This is a genomic window from Rhodanobacter sp. C05, assembly GCF_002001165.1.
Lineage (GTDB): Bacteria > Pseudomonadota > Gammaproteobacteria > Xanthomonadales > Rhodanobacteraceae > Rhodanobacter.
The window spans coordinates 421,751-444,556 of the sequence record NZ_MUNQ01000005.1 but is presented as its reverse complement, the minus strand read 5'-3'; the positions used below and the strand labels follow the sequence as shown (position 1 = coordinate 444,556).

Below are 22,806 nucleotides of genomic sequence, written 5' to 3'. Positions count from 1 at the left end.
CTTTGCGACGGCGAAACCAGCCATCAGCAACAAGCGATCCCGGCCTGCGCCGGGATGACGGCAGGAAAATATCGGTTGTTCGAGCCGCCCGGACGCTCAGCGTTTGGGCGGCGCGGTATGCCGAGGTGCCGTCGAGCCGCGCACCACCAGCTCCGGGCTGAAGCCTTCATTGGTACTGTTGACTGGTTCACCGTTGGCGTCGCGCTGCAGATCGTCGATCAGCCGCTGCGCGGCGTGCCGTGCGATCTCCTCGGTGGCCTGCCGCGCGGTGGTCAGCGCGGGCCACGACTGCTTGGAGAACGGGCTGTCCTCGAAGCCGGCGATCGACAGGTCGTATGGCACATTGATGCCGTCGGAGTGCGCGGCCGCCAGCACGCCGGCGGCGATCTCGTCGTTCGAGCCGAAGATTGCGCTGGGCCGATCCTTCAGCGCCAGCAACTTGCGTGCGCCGCGAAAGCCATCGTCGAAGGTGTAGTCGCCGGGAACGATCAGCTTGCGGTCGAGCGTGATGCCGTAATCCTTCAACGCATCCTCGTAGCCCTGGTAGCGCTCGGGACTGGAGCGGTGCTCGCGACCACCCCACAGAAAGCCGATGCGCTGATGACCAAGCTGGATCAGGTGCTCGGTAATCGCGTAGGCCGCATCGCGATCGTCCACATAGACGCAGGGGTAGCCGTCCTGCGGATCCTTGCGTGCCGAGATGATCCGCATGAACGGGATCTTCGCTTCGCTGAGCGTGCGGATCAGTTCCACCTGCTCGGACATCGGTGGCGCCAGCACCAGTCCGGCCAGGCGCGAGCGGCGCACCAGTTCGCACAACTCGTCCGCAAGCTTCGGCGAGGACGAGTCGCAGGGATGGATCTGCAGACCGAAACCGCTGCTGCGGCATACCGACAGCACGCCGCGCTGCAGGTTGATGATGTAGTGCGCGTTGGGGTTGTCGTAAACGAGACCAAGCGCATAGGCGCGAGTACTGCGCAGGCTGCGCGCCGAAGGATCGGGCTGGTAGCCGAGCGCGTCGATCTCCCGCTGCACTTTCGCGCGCGTGCGCGCGTGCACCGAGGGTTCGTTGTTGATGACCCGCGAGACCGTCTTCAGCGAGACGCCGGCCCGCTCTGCGACATCCTTGATGGTGGCACTGCGCACCCGCGAACCTCTTGCATCGAAAATAAGGGGCGCCAGCAGCGCCTCGTGCATCCTAGCGTATGGCCATGACCGGAGCGAATACGCGATTCAATTTACCCGGCATGTTCCTGGCCGACCCGGTGACCGCGCATGCCGTAATACAGGATGTACAGGTAGCACGGCAGCATCAGCAGGGCGAACGCGAGCTGGAAATCGATGTGCTCCTTCAGATGCACGAACACCTGCGGAATCAACGCACCGCCCACGATACCCATGATCAACAGCGCAGAAGCAGCTTCGGTGTGTCGGCCGAGCCCCTTGATCGCCAGTGGAAAGATTGCCGGCCACATCATCGCGTTGGCGAAGCCCAGAGCGGCGACGAACATCACCGAGGCGTAGCCGTGGGTGATGTAGGCACCGAGCGTGAACAGCACGCCGAGCACCGCCGACACCGCCAGGTAGCGCTGTTGCGAGACGAAGCGCGGGATCACCAGGAGACCTACGACGTAGCCCAGCAGCATCGCGCCCAGCGTGAATGCGGTGAAGAACTTGGTCTGGTCCAGCGGCAGCCCGAAACCCTGGCCGTAGGTGCCGATCGCGTCGCCCGCCATCACTTCCACGCCCACGTACAGGAACAGGCACAGCACGCCCAGCCACAGATGCGGGAAGCTGAAGATGCTGCGACCGGTGTGGCCGATGGCGCGTTCGTCGTTCGCGCCGGCCGGCTTGATCTCGGGCAGCGAGGAGCGCACCACCCAGACCGCCAGCAGCACCAGTGCGCCGGCCATGATCATGTAGGGCAGGTGGATCTTGGCGGCGAACGTGTCGAGCAGCATGGTGCGCGTCGCCGGGTCGGCTGCCTTCACCTGCTGGTCGAGGTCGCCGATGCCGTGCAACACCAGCGCGCCGATCAGCAGCGGCGCCAAAATGCCGGCGAACTTGTTGCAGATGCCCATGAACGCGATGCGCTGTGCTGCGCTGTCGATCGGCCCCAGGATGCTGATGTACGGGTTGGAGGCGGTCTGCAGCAACGACAAGCCGGCGCCGATCACGAACAATCCCGCGAGCGCGCCGAAAAACACGCGCATGGTGGCGAACTGACCGAACATCATCGCGCCGATCGCCATCACGAACAGGCCCAGTGCCATGCCTTTCTTCATGCCAGTACGGCGCAGGACCATCGATGCGGGCAGCGAGAACACGAAATAGGAAATGTAGAACGCGAACGGCACCAGGAACGCATAGGCGTCCTGCACCTGAAAAGCGAGTTTGACGAAGGTGATCAATGGCCCGTTGAGCCAGGTGACGAAGCCGAAGATGAAAAACAGCACGCCGATGATCATCATCGGCCCGATATTCGAACGGTCGGTCGGCGCCGCCGCCAGCGTTGTTGCCATGTGTTCTCTCCCCGAAGATCGGCCGTGCTGGTAGCGGTCGAATGACCGGACACCCTGGAATGTCTCCTTAATCGCCGGAAAGTGCAACGTTGTCAATCCGTAGTGCACAAAGGCAGGTTGCCTGAGGTCCTGATCGAGCCGTAAAGACGGCCACACAGGACCGTATCTGCGGCATTGCAGAACATCATTTCTTCTTCGCAGAATATGCATAAATAGTCTGTACAAAGCCATTTGCACCGAATGTTAATGTGATTTCTCGGAGTGTCGTGACAGCTATGTTGCGATGCCGTATCGAATGTTGCAGAAATTTTTAACAGCCCCGTTGACAACGTTGTCATTTTGAGGACAGACTCCGCCGGAATCAGGCCAATGTCCGGTCGCAGCGCAGTGCATCGCCTGTGTGGCACAGGGCGATGCCGATCACGGGGAGAGGGTGGAGTGGGGGAAGTCGCCAACCAGCGTCATGCAGCGGAGCCGTCGGCAACGAGCCGGGCGGGTGCATCGGTTTTCGGCGAGCCGTTCCTGGCCGCCGATGTCGGTGGCACGCATGCGCGCATCGGGCTGGTCGCAGCCAACGCTGACGCCCGCCGCCCGATCAGCGTGCTGCACTACCACCGCTACAGCTGTGCCGACTGGTCGGGTCTCACCGCGATGCTGCAGGACTTTGTCAGGCAGCTCGCTGGCACACCGCATGCGGCGGCACGCGAAAACCTCCGTCATTGCGCGGTGGCCTGCGCCGGCTATGTGCTGGATGACGCCATCGTCAACGAGAACCTGCCGTGGCCGGTGTCGATCCGCGAGATCCGTGACGGCCTCGGCATCCAGCGGTTGGCTGTGATCAACGATTTCGAGGCGGTGGCTTACGCCACCCAGTTCATCGGTGCCGCCGAGACGCGCTCGATCATCGATGCCACGCAAGCGGCAGCCAGCGGGCCGGTACTGGTGATGGGGCCGGGCACCGGGCTGGGTTCGGCGGTGCTGTTGCCGGGCAAGCCGCGGGCCCAGGTACTGGCCACCGAGGCCGGACAGGTTTCGCTGGCCCCCGGCACCGAACGGGAGATCGAGATTCTGCGCGTACTCGGACGCGGTCGTCCGTACGTGTCGTTCGAGGATGCGTTGTCCGGGCCGGGCCTGCTCAAGCTTTATGGCGCGCTGTGCGAATTGCGCGTCTGTCCGGCGCGATTGCTGACGCCGGCGGAGATCACTGGCGCCGCTCTGGCCGGTAGCGATGCAGCTGCAGTGGAGGCGCTGCAGGTGTTCTGCGGTCTGCTCGGCAGCTTCGTCGGCGATCTGGTGCTGCTGTACGGCGCGCGGGGTGGGGTCTATCTCGCCGGCGGCATCCTGCCGCAGATCCAGCCGTTTCTGCAGGCCAGCACGTTCACGGCGCGCTTCTTCAACAAGGGCGTGATGCGCGCCTATCTGCAACAGGTTCCGGTACGACTGATTGAGCACGGCCAGCTTGGTGTCATGGGCGCCGCAGGCTGGTTTCTGGACGGACAGCAGGGAGAGTGAGATGAGCCCGATCCAGTAACACGGCGCCAAGCCAACCGCCACAAAAAATCCACGGCCGTCGTCACGCCGGTCCTGATTCGAGCCAGCCTCTGAGGGGAGGACATCATGAATTACCGCAAGACATTGCTAGCCGCCAGTATCATCACCGGTCTGTGCATCTCCGGCACCCTGTTCGCGCAAGACAGCGACCAGGCCACCGGCACCACCAATACCACCGGACAGAGCAAGCAGGATCAGGCCAAGGCCAAACAGCAGGCCAAGACGCTGGGCACGGTGATGGTCACCGGCATCCGCGAAAGCCAGGCGCTGTCACTGAGTACCAAAAAAGATTCTGTCTCGCACATCGAGGTGGTGTCCGCCGAGGATATCGGCAAGCTGCCCGCCAAGAATGTGGCTGACACCATCTCGCAGTTGCCGGGCGTGAACATCGCCGACGCAGCCGGCGCCGAAGGCGGCTTCGACGAGGCCGATCGCGCCAGCATCCGCGGCAGCGCGCCGTCGCTCACCCTGACCACGCTCAACGGACATACGGTCGCCTCGGGTGACTGGTTCATCACTGGCGGCGGCGGCAGCCGCAGTGTCAGCTACGCCATGTTCCCTTCGGAAATCGTCAGCCAGGTGGTGGTGCACAAGGGATCCGAGGCCAGCCTGCTGGAAGGCGGCGCCGCCGGTTCGATCGACATCATCACTCGCAAGCCGCTGGAATTCGGCAAGCAGTTTTCCGCCGAGGCCAGTGTGGGTGGCGTCTATTCCGACTTGCCGGGCGACACCAAGCCGCAGTTCAGCGGGCTGGTCAACTGGAAGAACAGCGACAGCACATTCGGCGTGATGTTGCAGGGCTTCTACGAAGACCGCGACCTGCAGCGCGATGGCCAGGAAATGCTCGGCTATTCGTACATTCCGACCGGTTCGGCACTGGCCAACCAGCTGGGGCTCAAGGCCGCCACGCCCGGCAGCCCCAGCACCGGCGTGTTCTATCCCAACCTGCCCGGCGCTGCCCTGTTCACCCAGGAGCGCAAGCGCAAGGGCGGCGCGATCGACCTCGAGTGGAAGGCGCTGGACAACCTCACCTTCAACCTCGACGGCTTCTATTCCAAGATGGACGCCACCGACTACAACCGCAACTACATGCTGCGCCTGCGCGACAAGTTGCCGGGTGACACGCTCTCCAGCTACACCCTCGACGGCAACGTGCTTACCAGCGCGGTGGCGGAGGGGCAGGCCGGCGTGTCGCAGGGCATCTACGACATGATCTCGCGTCCGGGCGAGAGCGAATCCAGCTCGTACATCACGCTGGACGCAGACTGGAAGGCCACCCAGGACCTCGACTTCAAGTTCCAGGGCGGCTTGACCCGCGGCACCGGCAACACGCCGACCCAGGACATCATGGAGATGGACACGGGCTACGGCGAGGGTGCCAGCTACGCGATGAATGGCCTGGGCAAGCCGGTGAACTGGGCGCTGGGCGGCAACAACAGCGTCTACAACCCGGCCACCGTCGGCCTCGACTGGATCTTCGGCGATCAGGACATTCACGTGATCGACAAGGAACATTGGTTCCAGGTCGACGGCGAGTTCGATTTCGACGATGCCGGCCCCCTGTCGTCGCTTCAGTTTGGCGTACGCGACGCCAAACACACGCACGACAGCCCGACGGCGATTGCCCAGGGCCCCAACTTCGCCACTAATATCTCGTTCGCCCCGGGCGCCACCATCTGGCCCAGCAGCAGCAGCAACTATCCCGGTAGCTTCGCCAGCGATCTCGGCGTGGGTCAGATGCCGGGCGGCATCTGGTACTGGACGCCCGCGCAGCTGGCGGCACTGAACGCGGTATATGCGAACCGGGCGGTGACCAACAGTTCCGGAACCTCGCGTTTCTATCCGAACGACATTTACGCCATGTCGGAGAAAAACGACGCCGCCTATATGCAGGTCAATTTCGCCGGCGACCGCTGGAGCGGCAATGCCGGCGTGCGCTACGTCGGCACCACCGAGGACATCGGTTACACCAGCCCGACGATCCAGGAATCCAGTTACGCCCCGGGCACACCGCCTTCGGCGTTCTATCCGAGCGGCTGGTACTGGAACTATTACAGCCATCACTACGGCAAGCTGCTGCCCAGCTTCAACCTCAAGTTCAATCTGAACGACGATGGCAGCCTGCTGGCCCGCTTCGCCGCATCGCAGACACTCACGCGCCAGGACTATGGCCAGCTGGCGGGCTTCCTGTCGCTGAATGATCCGCAGAGTCCAACCGGCGAGGGTTCCGGCAGCGGTCCGAATCCGCGGTTGAAGCCGATCCTTTCGACCAATTTCGATGCGTCGCTGGAGTGGTACTACTCGGAGCGTGGCCTGTTGTCGGCCAGCGTGTACGCGATGGATCTGAACAACTACTACGACTACGGCACGACCACCGGAACCTATCTCAACAACTATCTGACCTACGGCGGCAGCACCACTTACCCCAACCCCTCGCACACGCCGGTCTACAGCAATTACCTGGTCAGCATCCCGGTCAACGTCAACGGCAACCTGAAGGGCGTGGAGCTGAACTGGGTGCAGCCGATCGGTGAGCACTTCGGTACGTCGATCAACTACACCTACAGCAATGGCCATTCGTCCGGCGGTACGTACCTCTACAACGCCGACGGCACGCAGGGCACCGGTGTATCTGCAGGCAACCGTCCGCTGTTCGGTACCTCGAAGAACACGGCCAACCTGTCCGCGTTCTTCGAGAACAAGCAGTGGAACGCGCGCATCAACTACACGTACCGCTCCTCGTTCTACGACGGCATGATGCCGGTGACGACCGGCTCGCTCGGCAACACGATGCCGTTGCTGCCGTATTACCAGGCGGGTGCGGGCTACCTGTCGTTCTCGGCCGGCTACAAGCTCAACGAAAACGTGAGCTTCTCGTTCGACGCGATGAACCTCAACAACCCGACGCTGCGCTACTACGTCGTCGGCTCCCAGGCCGGTCTCGGCTTCGGCAAGGTGCCGGAAGCGTTCTACACGAACGGTCGCCAGTACTACCTGACCGTGAACTTCAAGCTCTGATCCGCTAGCGCATCACCGCGAGCCATGGACGGCTTCGCATCCTCCCCGAACGGGCCCTGTGACACTTTCCGGGCCCGTCTTTTTTTGAGGCGTCTGCGCAGTCACGCATGGCATGCTGCAACGCCTGCGCTGGAGATTGCCGATGACACGCCGCCCGTTCCTGTCACTCTGTGGATATCTGCTGGTCACCACCACTCTGGTGTCGGGCCTGGCATGTGCCACGCACACAGCCGGGACAACACCCTATTCGCTGATTCCCCTGCCGGCGCAGATTGACGCCGGCGAGGGTCGCTTCACCGTCGACGCCCACACGCCTATCGTGGTCGCCGATCAAAGTGGTCCGGCCCGTCACGTCGCGGACTATCTCGCTGACCTGCTCGCACGTACGCGCGGCCTGCGGCTGCCGGTGCGTCGCGGCGCGATGGCTGCGGATGCCATCGTATTGCGGCTGGACCCGCACGCCTCGGTGACCGATCGCGAAGGCTACGCACTGGACGTCACGCCGCAGGGCGTCGAAATCAGCGCGCGCGATGATGCCGGGTTGTTCTACGGCGCAATGACATTGTGGCAACTGCTCACCCCGGATGCGCAACATGGGTCGGTGCAGCTATCGGCCGTGCATATCCGTGACCAGCCACGTTTTGTCTGGCGTGGACTGATGCTGGATTCCGCCCGGCACTTCCAGTCGGTAGCCGAGATCGAGCAGTTGCTGGACCAGATGGCTCAGCACAAGCTGAATGTCTTCCACTGGCATCTCACCGACGACCAGGGCTGGCGCATCCAGATCAGGCGTTATCCCGAGCTCACCCGCATCGGCGCCTGGCGCACGCCGCCGGATGCCGGACATGACGATGAACCGGCACGTTATGGAGGTTTCTATACACAGGAGCAGATTCGCAAGATCGTCGCTTATGCAAGCGCGCGCCATATCACGGTGGTGCCGGAGATCGACATGCCGGGACATGCTCAGGCTGCGGTGGCGGCGTACCCGCAGCTTGGCGTGACCGGCAAGCGTCCCTTGGTCTCGGTCGACTGGGGCGTCAATCCATATCTGTACAACGTGGATGACAGCAGCTTCGATTTCATCGACCACATTCTCGACGAGGTGATGGCACTGTTCCCGTCGAAGTACATACACGTAGGCGGCGACGAGGCGGTCAAGGACCAGTGGCAAGCCTCGCCCGCGGTACAGGCGAAGATGCATGCGCTGGGCCTGAAGGACGAGGACGCGCTGCAGGGCTGGTTCATCAACCGCATTGGCCAGTACCTCGCCGCACACGGCCGGCAACTGGTGGGTTGGGACGAGATCCTCGACGGCGGCGTATCGGCCGATGCCACAGTGATGTCGTGGCGTGGCAGCAAGGGTGCGATCCAGGCGGCGCAGCAGGGGCATGACGTGGTGCTGTCGCCCGCGCCCGATTTGTATTTCGATCAGCTGCAGAGCGATCGTGCCGACGAGACCGCCGGACGCATACCCGTGCGCGATCTGGCCAGCGTATATGCGTTCGAGCCGGTGCCGAAGGAACTCGATGCAGCGCAGACGGCCCATGTACTGGGCGCGCAGGCGAACGTGTGGACCGAGCACATGCCGACGATGAAGCATGTGGAGCATGCGGTGTTTCCACGGCTGGACGCGTTGAGCGAAGTGGACTGGTCGCCAGCCGTATTGCGCGACTGGAACGGTTTCCTCGGCCGGTTGCCGGCGCAGTTCGCGCGTTATCGCGCGCAGGACATCGGCTATGCCGACAGTGCGTTCGCATCGGACATCAGGATAGATCGTGGCGCCGCGCTGGCCAGCGGTACGACGCAAGTCACGCTGTCCAATCAGGCTGGCTATGGTGAGCTGCATTACACGCTGGATGGCCACGCGCCCGACCGGCGCGCACCGGCTTACCAGGTACCTTTCGAAGTGAGGTTGCCGGTGACGATACGTGCGGCGTCGTTTGCCAGCGACGGCAGCGTGCTGGCCGCACCAAGCCAGCGTGTGCTGGATCGGGCCAGCCTGTTCAGCGTCGGCGGCAACGAGATGCCGAATTGTCCGGGCAGCGATTTCCGCCTGCGCGTGCAGCCGATGCCCGATGCCACCTCGCCGGCGCCGGTGTACGGCATCAACGTGTTCAACGCCTGCCAGTTGTATCCGGCGACGCCAATGGATGGTATCGCGAGAATCCACGTCGATGCCGTACGGCTTGAGCGCAATTACGCGCTGGCACATGACGCAAAGCTGGTGGTGTCTCGTCCGCACAGCACGCCATTCGGCGAACTGGTGGTACACCAGGATCAATGTACCGGGACGGTGCTGGCTACACTGCCACTACCTGATCCGGCGCATAGTGCGCGACGCTTCACGCTCGACGCGGCCATGCCCGCACAGCAGGGCAAGCATGCGTTGTGCCTGATCTACACCGCACCGATCGATGGCCCGTTGTACGCGCTCGATCGGGTCGCCTTGATGCCGGGTGCAACAAAGCCGTGAACGCATCGCTGCTTCGGCGTCAACGCGAACGCCGCCTACGCGGGTTCCGAACTGATGCAGATACTGCTGCCCGCGCTGGGCTGGCAGAAGTTGATCCATAAACATGTGTTCGCCGGTTGGATAACGTTCCCGTTCGGCCCCTATGTTTCCTCGCTGGCGTTCGCGCTGGTGTTCGTGGTGGCTGATCGTCTACACGATGGATCGGCGTCGCATCTATCTCAAGCTTTGAAGTCATCAGCGCCGAACACGGAGTGCCTTGATGAATAGTCCCATCGCCAGCAAGCCGAGCAGGAAGCCGATGCCGGCGCCCCACAGGGCACCGGTCTGGCCGGCGATCACGTAGCCCACGCCGAAGCCCAGCGGAAACAGCAGCAATAATGGCAGGCAGCCCATCGGATCGGACCTTTCCTAGTGCGTCGCAGTCAACGCGTCGGGCAACGAGGGTGGATGCCGCAGCAACGCATGTTTCGCGATCTGGATGTCGGTGACCGACAACTCGATCAGTGGCGCGAGTTTGCCGCCGACCAGGGCAGCAATCGCCACGCCATTGCGGTACAGCACGCGCGAACCAGTCAGCGCCGGCACCTTGTCGCCGACCAGTACGGTGCCGATCAGGTTCAATGGATCGCAGCCGCTGAGGCAGACCAGTTCGCCATCGTCCACGCGCTGGCGTACCGCGCGCAATGGCGCGATCGCTTCGGGCAGGGCGAACTGCTCGCCGACCAGACCTTCGATGAAACGACCGCCGCGGATTTCGCCGCGTGCCTCCAACCGGCGGTACACCCACAGCAATTCACGCCATGACGGCAACCATGGTGCCTCGCGTTCAAGTAATTTCCAGAACACCACGCCGTAGCGATGCAGCAGGGTGCGTGCGATGTGTTCGATCGCGTCGGGATCGGCTTTGCTCCTGCCGCCGCTGCACGTCAACGACCAGCGTCCGGCATCCTCAATGCCATTGAGCAGATGCCGGCGCAAACGACGATGCCGACCGCCATCGCGCTTCGCCGCCGGCAGCAGCAGCGCACGCAGGCCGGCAAAGCTGTCGGCGCTGACTCGGCCGGCGGCAACCAGCTCACCTAGCGCGTCCTCCAGTTCGGTACGCAGCAGATGCGTGACGCCGAGCAGCTCGTCGAAGAACAACGCGCCTTGCTCGCCCAGCGCATCGGCGACGGCCTGGGCGCGCGATGACAGCAGAATGTCCTGGGTGTTCTCGGCCGATGCGATGGACGTCCACATGTTCATGCTGCGACGTGGCAACAGCACGATCGGCGTGCTGCGCAGTGGGCCACCGCCACCACCATTACTGGCGCGCAGGCGGCCCCAGCTGACGCGACCGGCGCGACACAGCTCGTCCAGCCAGCTGATCGAATAATCGTTGATGCGCGCCGGCAGGATCTCCGTTTCCCACGCACCGGCCGCTGCCTCGAAACCCTCCAGCTGCGCCAGCGTGGCGCTCAACGCATCCGGTCCGCTGCGCCGGGTCGCTGCCGACACGTGCTGCCAGTCGAACAGGAAGCGCATCAATTCGCGTCGACTGACCGGCTCGATCTCGCGACGCAGCCGACCGAGGGTATAGCGATGGATGCGCGCCAGCAGATGCCGCTCGCACCATTCGGTGTCAGTCGCATCGGCGGTGAAGCGACCCTGCATCACATAGCCTTCGGACTGCAGGCGGAGCAGGGTGTGCTCGACCTCGCCCGCTTCGACCATCAGCGAATGGGCCAGCGCCGCCACGGTGACCGGGCCGAGGCCGCCGAGGCGATGGCGTACCAGTTCCAGCAGCGCATTCTCGCGGGTCCATGCCTGCGCTGCGTATTCGACGGGGGCGCTGATCGCCGGTTGCATCGACGCGGACGGATGCAGGGTCTGCAATAACGGCAGTTTCTCCGCGGATGTCCAGATCTGCTTTTCAAGTGTGAGCAAAGTCGCGCGGCTTGCTTTGGCCAACGTCTGCAACCGCTCATGCCAACCGTGATTGGCCGCCACTTCATCGGCAGTGACGAAGCCCAGCAAGCTAAGCGCCTCGTGCATCTCGTCCGCGTCGCGTACCTGCGGCCACGCCTCGTCGCGCACGGCGGCGATCGCCTCGGGATCGAGTCGGCCCAGATCGTCGGCACTGTCGCTGTCGTTCCAGCGACGCGTCTGCACGGCCTGGGTGCGGCGCTCCTCCAGCGGCGCATCGTCGAGGAAGGCGTACGGTGCGGCGTTTAGTACTTCGGCGGCGAGTGGACTCGGCCCGGTGAGGTCGCGCGCGATCACGCTGATCTCGCCGCTCTCCAGTCCGCGCAGGATCTGCAACAAGCCATCCACGTCCATCGCTTCGCGCAGGCAGTCGTGCATGGTCTGGTTGATCAGCGGATGATCCGGTACCTCGCGCTCGCCCACGATGTTCTCCAGGCAGGCAACCTGATCGGGGAATACGGCGGCGAGCAGGTCCTCGCTCTTCATCCGCTGCAGCGGTGGCGGCGTCTTCTTGCCACCGGTGAAGCGCGGCAGCGCCAGTGCGGTCACCGCGTTCCAGCGCCAGCGCGCGGGGAACAGCGGGGCATCGAGCAGGGCCTGGATCAGCACGTGTTCGGCGGTGTTCGAATGCAGGTAATGCGCGACTTCCTCCAGCGGGAAACTGTGGCTGGTCGACAGCGACAGCACGATCGCATCCTCGGTCGCCGCCGCCTGCAACTCGAAGTTGAACTGGCGGCAGAAGCGCTTGCGCAGCGCCAGCCCCCACGCGCGATTGATGCGGCTGCCCCACGGTGTGTGGATCACCAGCTGGGTGCCGCCGGATTCGTCGAAGAAGCGTTCCAGCACCAGGGTGTGCTGGGTTGGCAACACGCCAAGCGCGGCCTTGGCGCGGGCCAGATAATCGACCAGCTGTTGCGTGGCCGCTTCTTTCAAGCCGAGTTGATCGGCAAGCCATGCCTGTGCAGCCGGCACACCACCGGCATCCAGTTGCGCAGAGATTCCATCGCGCAGCCGTGACACGCCGAACGACAATTCCTTGCTGCGTCCCGGCGCCTCGCCCAGCCAGAACGGAATGCTCGGCGGCGCGCCATGCGCATCTTCCACCCGCAGCCGATCGCGCTCCACGCGCTGGATGCGATAGCTGGTGTTGCCGAGCTGGAAGATATCGCCGGCCATGCTCTCGACCGCGAAGTCCTCGTTCACCGTACCGACGATGATCGCCTGCGGCTCCAACACCACCTTGTAGTCGGCGGTGTCGGGAATGGTGCCGCCAGAAGTCAACGCGGTGAGCCGCGCGCCGCGGCGTGCACGCAACTGGCGATGCACGGCATCGCGATGGATGTACGCCGCGCGTGCGCCACGGCGAGTGGTGAAACCCTCGGCCAGCATGCGCACCACCGCGTCGAAATCGGCACGTGCGAGATTGCGATACGGATGCGCGCGACGCACCAGGTCGTACAGCGCATCCTCGTCCCATTCCTGGCAGGCGACTTCGGCGACGATCTGCTGCGCCAGCACGTCGAGCGGTTGCGGTGGCAGGATCAGCGCATCCAGTTCACCTCGACGCACACAATCCAGCAGTGCGGTGCATTCGATCAGGTCGTCACGGGTGGCGGGAAACAGCCGCGCCTTCGGCGTGCCGTCGATACTGTGGCCGGAGCGGCCGGCGCGCTGCAGGAAGGCGGCGATCGAGCGCGGCGAGCCGAGCTGACAGACCAGGTCGACCTCGCCGATGTCGATGCCAAGTTCCAGCGACGCGGTCGCCACCAGCACCGACAATTCACCGCGCTTGAGCCGTTGCTCGGCATCCAGCCGCAACTCCTTTGCCAGGCTGCCGTGATGGGCGGCGACGGTTTCCTTGCCAAGCCGCTCGGACAGGTACCGCGCGGCGCGTTCAGCCATCCGTCGCGTATTGACGAAGACCAGGGTGGTGCGATGTGCCTGCACCAGTTGGGCAAGCTGGTTGTAGACCAGCTCCCAGCAGTCGTTGGACATCACCGCTTCGAGCGGTACCGGCGGCACCTCGATCGCGAGATCGCGCGCACGGGTGTGGCCGACGTCGATGATGGTGCATGGCACTGATTCGCTCCCTCCCCTGTGTACAGGGGAGGGCCGGGGTGGGGTGCTCTTTGCCTCAAGATCAAAAGCTTCACCCCCTCCCGACCTCTCCCTGCGACCGAAGGGAGTCCCTTTTTCGGGGCTTGCAGGGGGAGGAGCAAGAGCAGTGAACGTGGCGCTTCCTCCGGCGCCAACCAGGAAGCTGGCGACTTCCTCGATGGGCTTCTGTGTCGCCGACAGCCCGATCCGCAACAACCGCCGCTGGCACAGCGACTCCAACCGCTCCAGCGACAACGCCAGATGCGAGCCGCGCTTGCTGCCGGCGATCGCGTGGATCTCGTCGACGATCACCGTGCGCGTGCCAGCCAGCATCGTGCGGCCGGAGTCCGAGCCGAGCAGCACGTACAGCGATTCCGGCGTGGTCACCAGGATGTGCGGCGGCTGTTTGCGCAGCAGGTTGCGTTCCACCTGGGGCGTGTCGCCGGTGCGCACAGCGGTACGGATCGCCACGTCGGGCAGGCCGAGCTTCTCCAGTTCGGCGCGGATGCCTTCCAGTGGCGCTTCCAGGTTGATGTGGATGTCATTCGACAGCGCCTTCAATGGCGACACATAGACCACCGTAGTGGCGTCCGCCAGCGCGCCGGCATGCGCCACGCCTTCGCGCACCAGTGCGTCGATCGCCGCCAGGAAAGCGGTCAGCGTCTTGCCCGAGCCGGTGGGCGCGGCAACCAGGGTATGCCGGCCGCCGCGGATCGACGGCCACGCTGCGGCCTGCGCCGCGGTGGGCGCGGCGAAGGTGCGGCGAAACCAGCCGGCAACGGCCGGGTGGAAATCGTCCAGCGGGCTGGGATCCAGGCGCATCGGTGGTTATCGGCGCTGCGGCAGGGAAGGGGTCACTGCATCATATATGGGGCTTTTCTCAGATCCTGCGATCCGTCATGGAATCCGCCGTGGGCTGCGGTGCAAGCGCCGTTGCGGCATGTCAATATTCACGCTCGGCCGTCGCAGGTCAGGGGCCCCGTCGGGGAATCCGGCGCGGCCTTCATGCGAAGGACTCTCATGCACGTACTGGAAATGATTCTGCGCAAGGCCGGCTCAAAGGCGCTGACGCTGGCTTGCCTGTCGTGGCTGGCGCTGGCGGTACTGTGCAGCGGTGCTGCGCATGCCGCCAGCCTTGATCCCGCGGTGTTGCCGAAGATCCAGGCAGCCACGTTCGAAGTGGTGGCGGCCAAGCCGGTCAACGATCCGCTGACCTACGAAAAGCCGCTGCCGATGGAGCTGCTGCCGTATCAGGAGCGTACCGACAAGTACTACTCGATCGGCACGGCCTTCGCATTGGGCAACAACCGTTACGTCACCGCGGCGCATGTGCTGCAGGTCGGCATCGGCAGCCTGTGGGGCGAACCGGCCCTGCGCGATGCCAGCGGCCACGTCTACGGGATCGGCAAGATCGAGAAGTATTCGCTGCAGCAGGATTTCGTGGTGTTCTCGCTGGCCACGCAGCCGGCGACGGCGGCTGCGCTGGATGTCGACACCAAGCCGGCCTTGAACGAGGTGGTTTACGCCGTCGGCAATGCACTTGGCACCGGCGTGGTGATCCGCGACGGCCTGTATACCTCCGACACGCCAGAGGATCAGGACGGGCGCTGGAAGTGGATGCGCTTCTCGGCGGCGGCCTCGCCTGGCAACAGTGGTGGCCCGCTGCTGGACAAGGACGGCAAGGTCATCGGCATCGTGCTGATGAAGTCCGCGAATGAAAACCTCAACTACGCCTTGCCGATCGGCATGGTGCTGAGCGCGCCGGAGCATCTGGCGTCGATCGACCAGCGCATTCCCTATCAGTTCGACGTGTTCGACACGACGCTCAGCAATACTTTCAAGACCTCGTTTGCGTTGCCGTTGAGTTTTGCCGAGTTCAGTGCCGCGTTCCAGCAGCACTTCGACACCTATGCCGATGCACAGCTCAAGGCCTTGCTGGCCAAGGAGCCGGACAAGCTGTTTCCGCGCGGTGCCGGTTCCAACCAGCTGCTGTACGGCTCGCCCTCGATGGAGGATTTTCCGGCACTGATCACCCGCGCCAGCAATGGCACCTGGGGCTTGGCGACGAAGCCGGGGACAAATACCAAGCTGGCCGACAATGGCTACGTGACGCCTGGCCTGGTCGGCAAGAATTTCCTGTTTCACCTGCGCAAGCCCGACAGCGTGTCTGCCAGCCAGTTGTATGGCGACCCGGTGAGACTGATGGACATGCTGGCGAAGATCGGCTTCCTGACGCGCAACATCGGTCCCGAGAAAATCCGGATCACCTCGTTCGGCAAGCCGACGCTGGACACCACGTACACGGATGCCTGGCAGCGGCACTGGCAGGTACGGGTGTGGCCGGCACCGTACGAGAACGCGCTGGTGATGACGTTCTCGCTGCCTGTGCCGGACGGCTATGTCACCCTGATGCGGCTTGTGCCGGCAAGCCAGCAGCACGATATCCTGATCAACATGCAGGCGCTTACGGATTTCTTCTTCGTCGCGTACGACGGCACGCTGGCGCAGTGGAAGGATTACCTGAAGAACACCGCGCTGCTGCCGGCCGCCTTCAAGGACATCCGCGTCGATATCGACTATGGCCATCGTTTCAGCTATGCCTCGAAGCGGTTGCGCTTCACCTTCACGCCCGAGCTGCAGAAGGTCGAGCCGGACAGCATGCTGACCCTGGGCTTCAGTTATTTCGTCGACCACGGCAAGGTGGTGTGGGATGTCGCCGATGTGTGGACGGCCGCCAATGCCCACGAGCGCTACTGGGTGAATGTCGCGCGCAGCATGGCGCCACCTGATGATCTTGACGACAGCTACAAGAGCGAATGGAACAAGATTGTCCACCGCCAGCACCCCTATGACGGGGCTGCCATCAACGAGAACGACGTGACCAAGAGCATGGCCGTGGTCGACGGTTCGGCCGAAGCGAAACCGACCATGCTTTACACCGCCTACTACCAGGCCGAAGGCACGCAGCCGGCAAACGAGGTGAAGGCCAAGCTCGACCTGTTGTTGAAGGACCTGCACGTCGAGGAACACTGATCGCTGAGCCGGCGCTGCACACCCTGTGCGGCGCCGGTGGCTCGGTATACGTCAAGCAGTCCGGAAGGAAGAGGAAGCAACGAGTGTCACAGCGAGTACAGCTTGCGTCGCGGGACGTCAGTACCGGCAGCGCAGCAATACCGACCTGGCTGACTATGGCCGATGGCCAGCAGCTGTTCCTGCGCGATTGGCCGAAGCCGCAGGCGCGTGGTGCGGTGCTGATCGTGCACGGGCTGGCCGAACACAGCGGCCGCTACGAACTGTTGGCACAATGGTTCAACCAGCGCGGCTATGCCGTGCGCAGTTACGACCAGCGCGGCCATGGACAGACGCCGGGCCAGCGCGGCGCGCTGCGTCATGCCGACGACCTGCCGGAGGATCTGGCCACGGTCTATATCGACTATGCCGACAGCCTGCCGCATGCACCGCTGCTGCTCGGCCACAGCATGGGTGGCCTGGTCGCTGCGCGTACCGTGCTGGACGGACGCATCACTCCGCCGGCGCTGGTGCTGTCCTCGCCGGCACTGCGCAGCTGGGAACCGGCATGGCTGGTGCGACTGGCGCGGGTGTTGAACCGCGTCGCGCCTCGACTGCCGCTGCGCAGCAGCCTGAAGTTCGACAAGCTGTCGCACGACCCGCTGGTGGCGGTCACCTACCGCAATGACCCGTTGCGCACCGGCTCGATCACGCCGCGGCTGGCCGACTTCATTTTCCAGAGCGGCCCGGCATGCATCGCCGATGCCGCCAGCCTGTCAGTGCCGACCCTGCTGCTGGTGGCCGACAGCGACGAACTGGTCGATCCGTCCGGCAGCCGCGCATTCGCCCGCAAGGCAGCATCGACCGGGCAACTGACCACGCGCTTTTTCTCCACGCTCTACCACGAACTGTTCAACGAAGCCGAACCCGGGCGCAGCCAGGTTTTGATGCAGCTGGGTGACTGGCTGGGTCGGCGCGTGTGAACGAAAGCGGCATCCATGGTCTTGCGCGATGTTGCCGCGATGGCGCCCCGATTCTGAAATCTGTACGCCCCGCCGGCGCCTCGTCGCTGCCATGAATTCAGGCGATACTCTTCCACTAGCCTAGGGAGAGGTTTTCATGTCACGTTTGCCGTTCGTGTGCTTCTCGCGCCGCACGATGCTGCGCGCCTTTGTTTCGCTGTTGCTGTGCCTTTCCGTCACTGCCTGTCACCGTGGTCCCGAGGAGGGCAGACCGGCCCTGCAGGGCGCGCCAGCCAGCAGTGCTTCGACACACGGGGCAGCCAAGTCTGTCTTCGCGCTGGTCTCGGCCAGTTCGGAATCGAGCGATTCGCGTACCGCGTTGACCCTGCGCTTCAATGCTGCATTGGCCTCGGCCCAGGCGTTCGACACGCTGATCGCGGTGACCGGTCCGAACGGTGAAGTGGTCAGCGGCAGCTGGAGCCTGCAGGACGACGGCAAGACGCTGAGCTTTCCGTTCGTGCAATCGAACGCGCATTACGCGGTACAGATGCAGGCGGCCTTGCTGGCAGCCGATGGGCGCACGCTGGGCCATGAGGTGAAGCATGACGTGTACTCCGGCAACCTGCCGGCGGCGGTCGGCTTCGCCTCTCACGGCAGTGTGCTGCCGGCGCGTGGGGCGCGCGGGCTGCCGTTGGTGTCGGTGAACGTGCACGACGCCGACGTGGAGTTCTTCCACGTGCACGACGACGCGCTGTCGGACCTGTTCTGCGCCTATCCCGCCAACAAGCACCGCGACAACTACGAGCTCGACCACGACGTCAACAACTGGGACTTGTGCGAACAAGGCGGTCGCCTGAAGCGCCCGATTACCGAGATGGCCGATTCGGTCTACGCCAATCACTACACGCTGGGTGGCGACGAGAACGAACGCACCGTGACCTATCTGCCGGTGCAGGACATAAAGCAGCTGGCCGAACCCGGCGTCTACATGGCCGTGGTCAAGCAGGGCGGCACGTTCAAGGGTTCTTACGATACATCGATCTTCTTCGTCAGCGACCTGGGCCTGCATCTGCGTGTGTATCGCGACAATGTGTTGCTGCATGTCGCCTCGCTGCGTGATGGTTCGCCGCTCAGCGGCGTGGCGGTGGAGATCGATGACGACAGCGGCAGCAGCAAGCTCAAGGCGATCACCGATGCCAGCGGCAACGCGCTGATCGCCTACAAGATCAACCCGGCCGATGTGCTGATCGCACGGCGTGACAAGGACGTCTCGGTGCTGCCGTTCAACCGGCCGGCACTGGACGTTTCCAACTTCGACATCACCGGCCGCAAGCAGGTGCCGTTCGAGGTATTCGCGTGGTCAAGTCGCGACCTGTATCGACCCGGGGAGACGCTGCATGCCTCCGCCTTGCTGCGCGATTACGACGGCAAGCCGATGAAACAGCAGTCGCTGTTCGTGCGGCTGAAGCAGCCGGATGGTCGCAGCCTGGTCGACAAGCGGCTCGAGCCGCGCGAACTCAATTACTTCGACCTGAGCCAGGCCATCCCGGCCGATGCGGCGACCGGTCTGTGGCAGCTGGAGTTCCGCCTCGACCCGGCCAGCAAGGAAGCGGTGCAGGCGTTCCCGTTCCACGTCGAGGAGTTCCTGCCCGAGCGCCTGAAGGTGGAGATGTCCAGTCCGCAGCCGAGGTTGATGCCGGGTGAGCCGCTCAAGTTGAAGGTGGTATCCAGTTATCTCTACGGTGCGCCAGCCGATGGCAACCGTTTCACCGGCAAGCTGCTGATCGCGCCGGAAGTGCACCCGCTGGCCACCTTGCCCGATACCTTCTTCGGCGATCCGCTGATCGACCTGCCGAAGAGCGCGGACGATGCCGTGGACGCGAAGCTCGACGCGCAAGGCCAGCTTGAGCAGGACGTCAACCTGCCCGATGACGTGAAGCCGCTGGCGCCGCTGGCCGTGAACCTGTCCGGCAGTGTGTACGAAACCGGTGGTCGCGCCGTCACCCGGGTGATGAAGAAGATCTACTGGCCCGCGCCGGAACTGGTCGGCGTACGCCCGTTGTTCGATCCCAAGCAGGGTGCCGAGAGCGAGGGCCATGCCGGCTTCGAGATCCTGCGCGCGAATGCCGACGGCAAGCTGGTGGCCGGCGCGCATCTGAAGGTACGCCTGCAACGCGAGCTGCGCGACTTCTACTGGCTGTACGAACACGGCGACAGCTGGAAATCCACCAACAACCAGCATCTGCAGCTGATCGAGGAAAAGGACATCGATGTCGCAGCCGGCCAGCGCGTGCAGGTCGACTTTCCGGTCGAGTGGGGTGGCTACCAGTTGCAGGTGTTCGATCCCCAGACCAACCTCACCACCACCTTCCCGTTCTTCGCCGGCTACAGCTGGGATGACGAGAACCTCGGCAAGGAGGCACGCCCGGACAAGGTGAAGCTGGCGCTGGACAAGGCGCGGTATCGCGCCGGCGACACCATGAAGGTCACCGTCACCGCGCCGCATCCGGGGCCGGGCGTACTGCTGGTCGAATCCGACCACATGCTCTACACGCGCAACATCGACGCCCAGGACGGTGCCACCTTCGAGATCCCGGTGACTGCCGATTGGGAGCGCCACGATGTCTACGTGGTGGCCCTGGTTTTCCGCGGTGGCGAGGCGGACGAGCACACCACGCCGGCGCGCGCGATGGGCATCGAGCACGTCACGATGGATCGCAACGATCGCCGCATACCGCTCAAGCTCGACGCGCCGGCAATGATGCGCCCGGGCAATCCGCTGCAGGTCACCGTGCAGGCCACCGGTCTGGCCGGCAAGCAGGCGTACGTCACGCTGTCGGCGGTCGACCAGGGCGTGATCAACATCACCGACTATCCGGTGCCTGACGCCTGGGCATGGATGTTCGCCAAGCGTGCGCTCGGCATCGATGCCTACGATTTGTACAGCCGCATCATCGAGGCGATGGATGGCAGCGAGGCCAAGTTGCGCTACGGCGGCGACATGAGCGGCAAGGCGTTGCCGCATGCCACGCGATTGAATCCGAAGGTGCAGATCGTCGACCTGTTCGCCGGCCCTGCCGTGTTCGATGCACAAGGCAAGGCCACCCTGCACGTGGATGTGCCTGACTTCAATGGCAGCCTGCGCCTCGCCGCACTGGCTTATACCGATGCGCGCTACGGCAATGCCGACGGCAGCATCGTCGTGCGCGCGCCGTTGGTTGTGGAGCCGAGCACGCCGCGGGTGATGGCGGCCGGCGACAAGGCGCGCATCAGCCTGGATCTGAAGAACCTTTCCGGCAAGGATGGCGTGGCGAAAGTCTCGGTGAAGGGCGATGGCCTGATCGCGATCGACAACGCCAGCCGCAGCGTGCCGCTGAAGGACGGTGCGGGCACCACGCTCACCATGCCGGTAACTGCCGCCGCCGGTGTCGCCGTGGCCAAGGTCGACATCCACGCCGAACTCAACGACTACAAGGTCGACCGGCATTTCGAGTTTGCCGTGCGCCCGGCCTGGCCGGAGCTGGTGAAAACCGTGCCGATGGCGATCGAGGGCGGCAAGCCGATGCGCCTGGATGGCGGCGCGACAGCAGGGCTTGTTCCCGCCACCGTGCGTGCCCAGCTCACCCTGAGCACGTTGCCGCCGCTGCCGTACAACACTGCGTTGCGCAATCTGCTCGATTATCCCTATGGCTGCATCGAGCAGACCACCAGCAAGGGTTATGCGGCGCTTATCCTGGATGGCCAGACGGCCAAGGCGCTCGGCGTCTATGCGATGAGCGACGATGTGCGCAAGGCTGCAGTGGACGGAGCGCTGGCGCGGATCGCCTCGTTCCAGGCCAGCAACGGCCACTTCAGCTTCTGGGGTGGTACCAGCCCGATCGAGACCTTCATGACCCCGTACGTGGTCGACTTCATGCTCGATGCGCGTGACGCCGGTTTCGCGGTGCCGCAGGACGTGCTGCAGAAGTCGCTGCAGCGCCTCAGCGACGACCTGCTTGCCGGTGGCCACCCGTACTACGATTATGAGCAACACGATCACCTGCGCATCGCCGACGAGGCGTACTCCGGCTTCGTGCTGGCGCGGGTCAACCGTGCGCCGCTGGGTACGCTGCGCGCGATCTTCGACAACGACCGGCAGAAACTGGTCGGGCCGTTGCCGCTGGTGCATCTCGGTATCGCGTTGAAGCTGATGGGCGACAATGACCGCGCGCAGAAGGCGATCGCCGAAGCGTTCGCCTGGAGCAAGGAACGGCCGTGGTATGTCGGCGATTACGGTTCGGACCTGCGCGATCTGGCGATGATGGTCGCACTCACCCACAGCTATGGCATGAGCAAACCCGAATACGATGCCAGGCTGATCGACTGGGCGCGCAACGCCAGCGCACGCGAACAGGCGATGCAGCAGAAGATCCCGTACTACCACTGGTCGTGGTCGTACATGAGCACGCAGGAGCAGGTGGCGATCGCCCGCGTCGCCCGCGCATTCGATGCGGCCAAGGATGCGCCGCTGGCGGTCACGGTGAATGCCGGTGGCAAGAGCGAGTCGGCGCCGGCAGACAAGCACCTGTGGACACGCGAGCTCAGTCAGGCCGAGCTGGCCGCCGGCGTCACCGTGCAGCCGGTCGGCACCGCCACGGTATTTGCCACACTTGATGTGGCCGGCATTCCGCAGAAGGCACCGCCGGCCGATCCGAGCCAGGTCGACGTGCGGCGCAGCTACTTCACGACCGATGGCAAGCCGTGGACGGGCAACCAGCTCAAGGAAGGCGACACCCTGATCGTCGAGCTGACCATCGAGGCGCGCATGGACATAGCCGACGCGCTGGTTACCGACCTGTTGCCGGGCGGACTTGAGGTGGAGAACCTCAATCTTGATGGCGCCAAGCAGTGGGAGGGCATCGTGATCGACGGCATCAACCTCGACCAGCACACCGGCGCGGCCGACATCGTGCACGAGGAATATCGCGACGACCGCTATGCCGCCGCGTTGAGGTTGCGCCGTGGCAATGCGGCACACGTGTTCTACCTGGTGCGTGCGGTAACACCCGGGACCTATACCGTGCCGCCGCCGCTGGTGGAGGACATGTATCGGCCGGCGCTGCGCGGTATCGGCACGGTCACGCCGGCGCAGCTGACCGTGATCGAGCCGTAGGGATCATCGGGCAGCCGCGCGGACTCGTCCTCGTGGCTGCCCGCCATCGATCCA

Annotated in this window: 10 protein-coding genes; 6 read left to right on the top strand and 4 right to left on the bottom strand. The window is 64.2% G+C overall.

The genetic code is table 11. From position 1 onward, the window contains the following. Positions 1–96: 96 nt before the first annotated feature. Entirely contained in the window at positions 97–1,197 is a 1,101-nt protein-coding gene (locus tag B0E51_RS01880) for a LacI family DNA-binding transcriptional regulator (protein ID WP_174570574.1), read from the bottom strand. A 41-nt stretch (positions 1,198–1,238) separates the two neighbouring features. Then, positions 1,239–2,522 (bottom strand): sugar MFS transporter, encoded by a 1,284-nt coding sequence (locus tag B0E51_RS01875; RefSeq protein WP_077443111.1) that lies wholly within the window; start codon positions 2,520–2,522, stop codon positions 1,239–1,241. 438 nt (positions 2,523–2,960) lie between these two features. Here B0E51_RS01875 and glk point away from each other — a divergent pair, with 438 nt between their 5' ends. The 3 genes from glk to B0E51_RS01860 all read left to right on the top strand — a co-directional run bounded on the left by glk (position 2,961) and on the right by B0E51_RS01860 (position 9,567). Then, positions 2,961–4,034, top strand: coding sequence for a glucokinase (glk, locus tag B0E51_RS01870; RefSeq protein WP_077443110.1), 1,074 nt, complete (start codon positions 2,961–2,963; stop codon positions 4,032–4,034). Positions 4,035–4,139: 105 nt separating this feature from the next. Beyond that, on the top strand, positions 4,140–7,091 hold the full coding sequence (locus B0E51_RS01865) for a TonB-dependent receptor (RefSeq protein WP_077443109.1): 2,952 nt from the start codon (positions 4,140–4,142) through the stop codon (positions 7,089–7,091). A 142-nt stretch (positions 7,092–7,233) separates the two neighbouring features. Beyond that, a complete protein-coding gene (locus tag B0E51_RS01860) occupies positions 7,234–9,567 on the top strand; it encodes a family 20 glycosylhydrolase (RefSeq protein WP_077443289.1) in 2,334 nt (777 codons plus the stop codon). Positions 9,568–9,801: 234 nt separating this feature from the next. Here the strand turns inward: B0E51_RS01860 and B0E51_RS19425 are convergent, their stop codons facing one another. Beyond that, positions 9,802–9,960 carry a hypothetical protein gene (locus B0E51_RS19425; protein ID WP_168172553.1) on the bottom strand — a complete coding sequence of 53 codons (159 nt, stop codon included), beginning with the start codon at positions 9,958–9,960 and terminating at the stop codon, positions 9,802–9,804. 15 nt (positions 9,961–9,975) lie between these two features. After that, the gene (locus tag B0E51_RS01850) at positions 9,976–14,451 is read right to left on the bottom strand and encodes a DEAD/DEAH box helicase (RefSeq protein WP_077443108.1); all 4,476 of its coding nucleotides are present in this window, start codon (positions 14,449–14,451) and stop codon (positions 9,976–9,978) included. 198 nt (positions 14,452–14,649) lie between these two features. Here B0E51_RS01850 and B0E51_RS01845 point away from each other — a divergent pair, with 198 nt between their 5' ends. From B0E51_RS01845 to B0E51_RS01835, 3 genes are all read left to right on the top strand, one after another. Beyond that, a complete protein-coding gene (locus B0E51_RS01845; RefSeq protein ID WP_254424362.1) occupies positions 14,650–16,662 on the top strand; it encodes a serine protease in 2,013 nt (670 codons plus the stop codon). A 155-nt stretch (positions 16,663–16,817) separates the two neighbouring features. Then, entirely contained in the window at positions 16,818–17,621 is an 804-nt protein-coding gene (locus B0E51_RS01840; protein ID WP_077443107.1) for an alpha/beta hydrolase, read from the top strand. Positions 17,622–17,757: 136 nt separating this feature from the next. Further along, entirely contained in the window at positions 17,758–22,752 is a 4,995-nt protein-coding gene (locus tag B0E51_RS01835) for an alpha-2-macroglobulin (protein WP_077443106.1), read from the top strand. Positions 22,753–22,806 lie beyond the last annotated feature (54 nt).

What these genes read in the sequence shown, in the direction of transcription:
- B0E51_RS01865 (WP_077443109.1), top strand. Translation starts at nt 4,140, where the DNA reads ATGAATTACCGCAAGACATTGCTAGCCGCCAGTATCATCACCGGTCTG.
- B0E51_RS01840 (WP_077443107.1), top strand. Translation starts at nt 16,818, where the DNA reads ATGGCCGATGGCCAGCAGCTGTTCCTGCGCGATTGGCCGAAGCCGCAG.
- B0E51_RS19425 (WP_168172553.1), bottom strand. Translation starts at nt 9,960, where the DNA reads ATGGGCTGCCTGCCATTATTGCTGCTGTTTCCGCTGGGCTTCGGCGTG.
- B0E51_RS01850 (WP_077443108.1), bottom strand. Translation starts at nt 14,451, where the DNA reads ATGCGCCTGGATCCCAGCCCGCTGGACGATTTCCACCCGGCCGTTGCC.
- B0E51_RS01880 (WP_174570574.1), bottom strand. Translation starts at nt 1,197, where the DNA reads ATGCACGAGGCGCTGCTGGCGCCCCTTATTTTCGATGCAAGAGGTTCG.
- B0E51_RS01845 (WP_254424362.1), top strand. Translation starts at nt 14,650, where the DNA reads ATGCACGTACTGGAAATGATTCTGCGCAAGGCCGGCTCAAAGGCGCTG.
- B0E51_RS01860 (WP_077443289.1), top strand. Translation starts at nt 7,234, where the DNA reads ATGACACGCCGCCCGTTCCTGTCACTCTGTGGATATCTGCTGGTCACC.
- B0E51_RS01875 (WP_077443111.1), bottom strand. Translation starts at nt 2,522, where the DNA reads ATGGCAACAACGCTGGCGGCGGCGCCGACCGACCGTTCGAATATCGGG.
- B0E51_RS01835 (WP_077443106.1), top strand. Translation starts at nt 17,758, where the DNA reads ATGTCACGTTTGCCGTTCGTGTGCTTCTCGCGCCGCACGATGCTGCGC.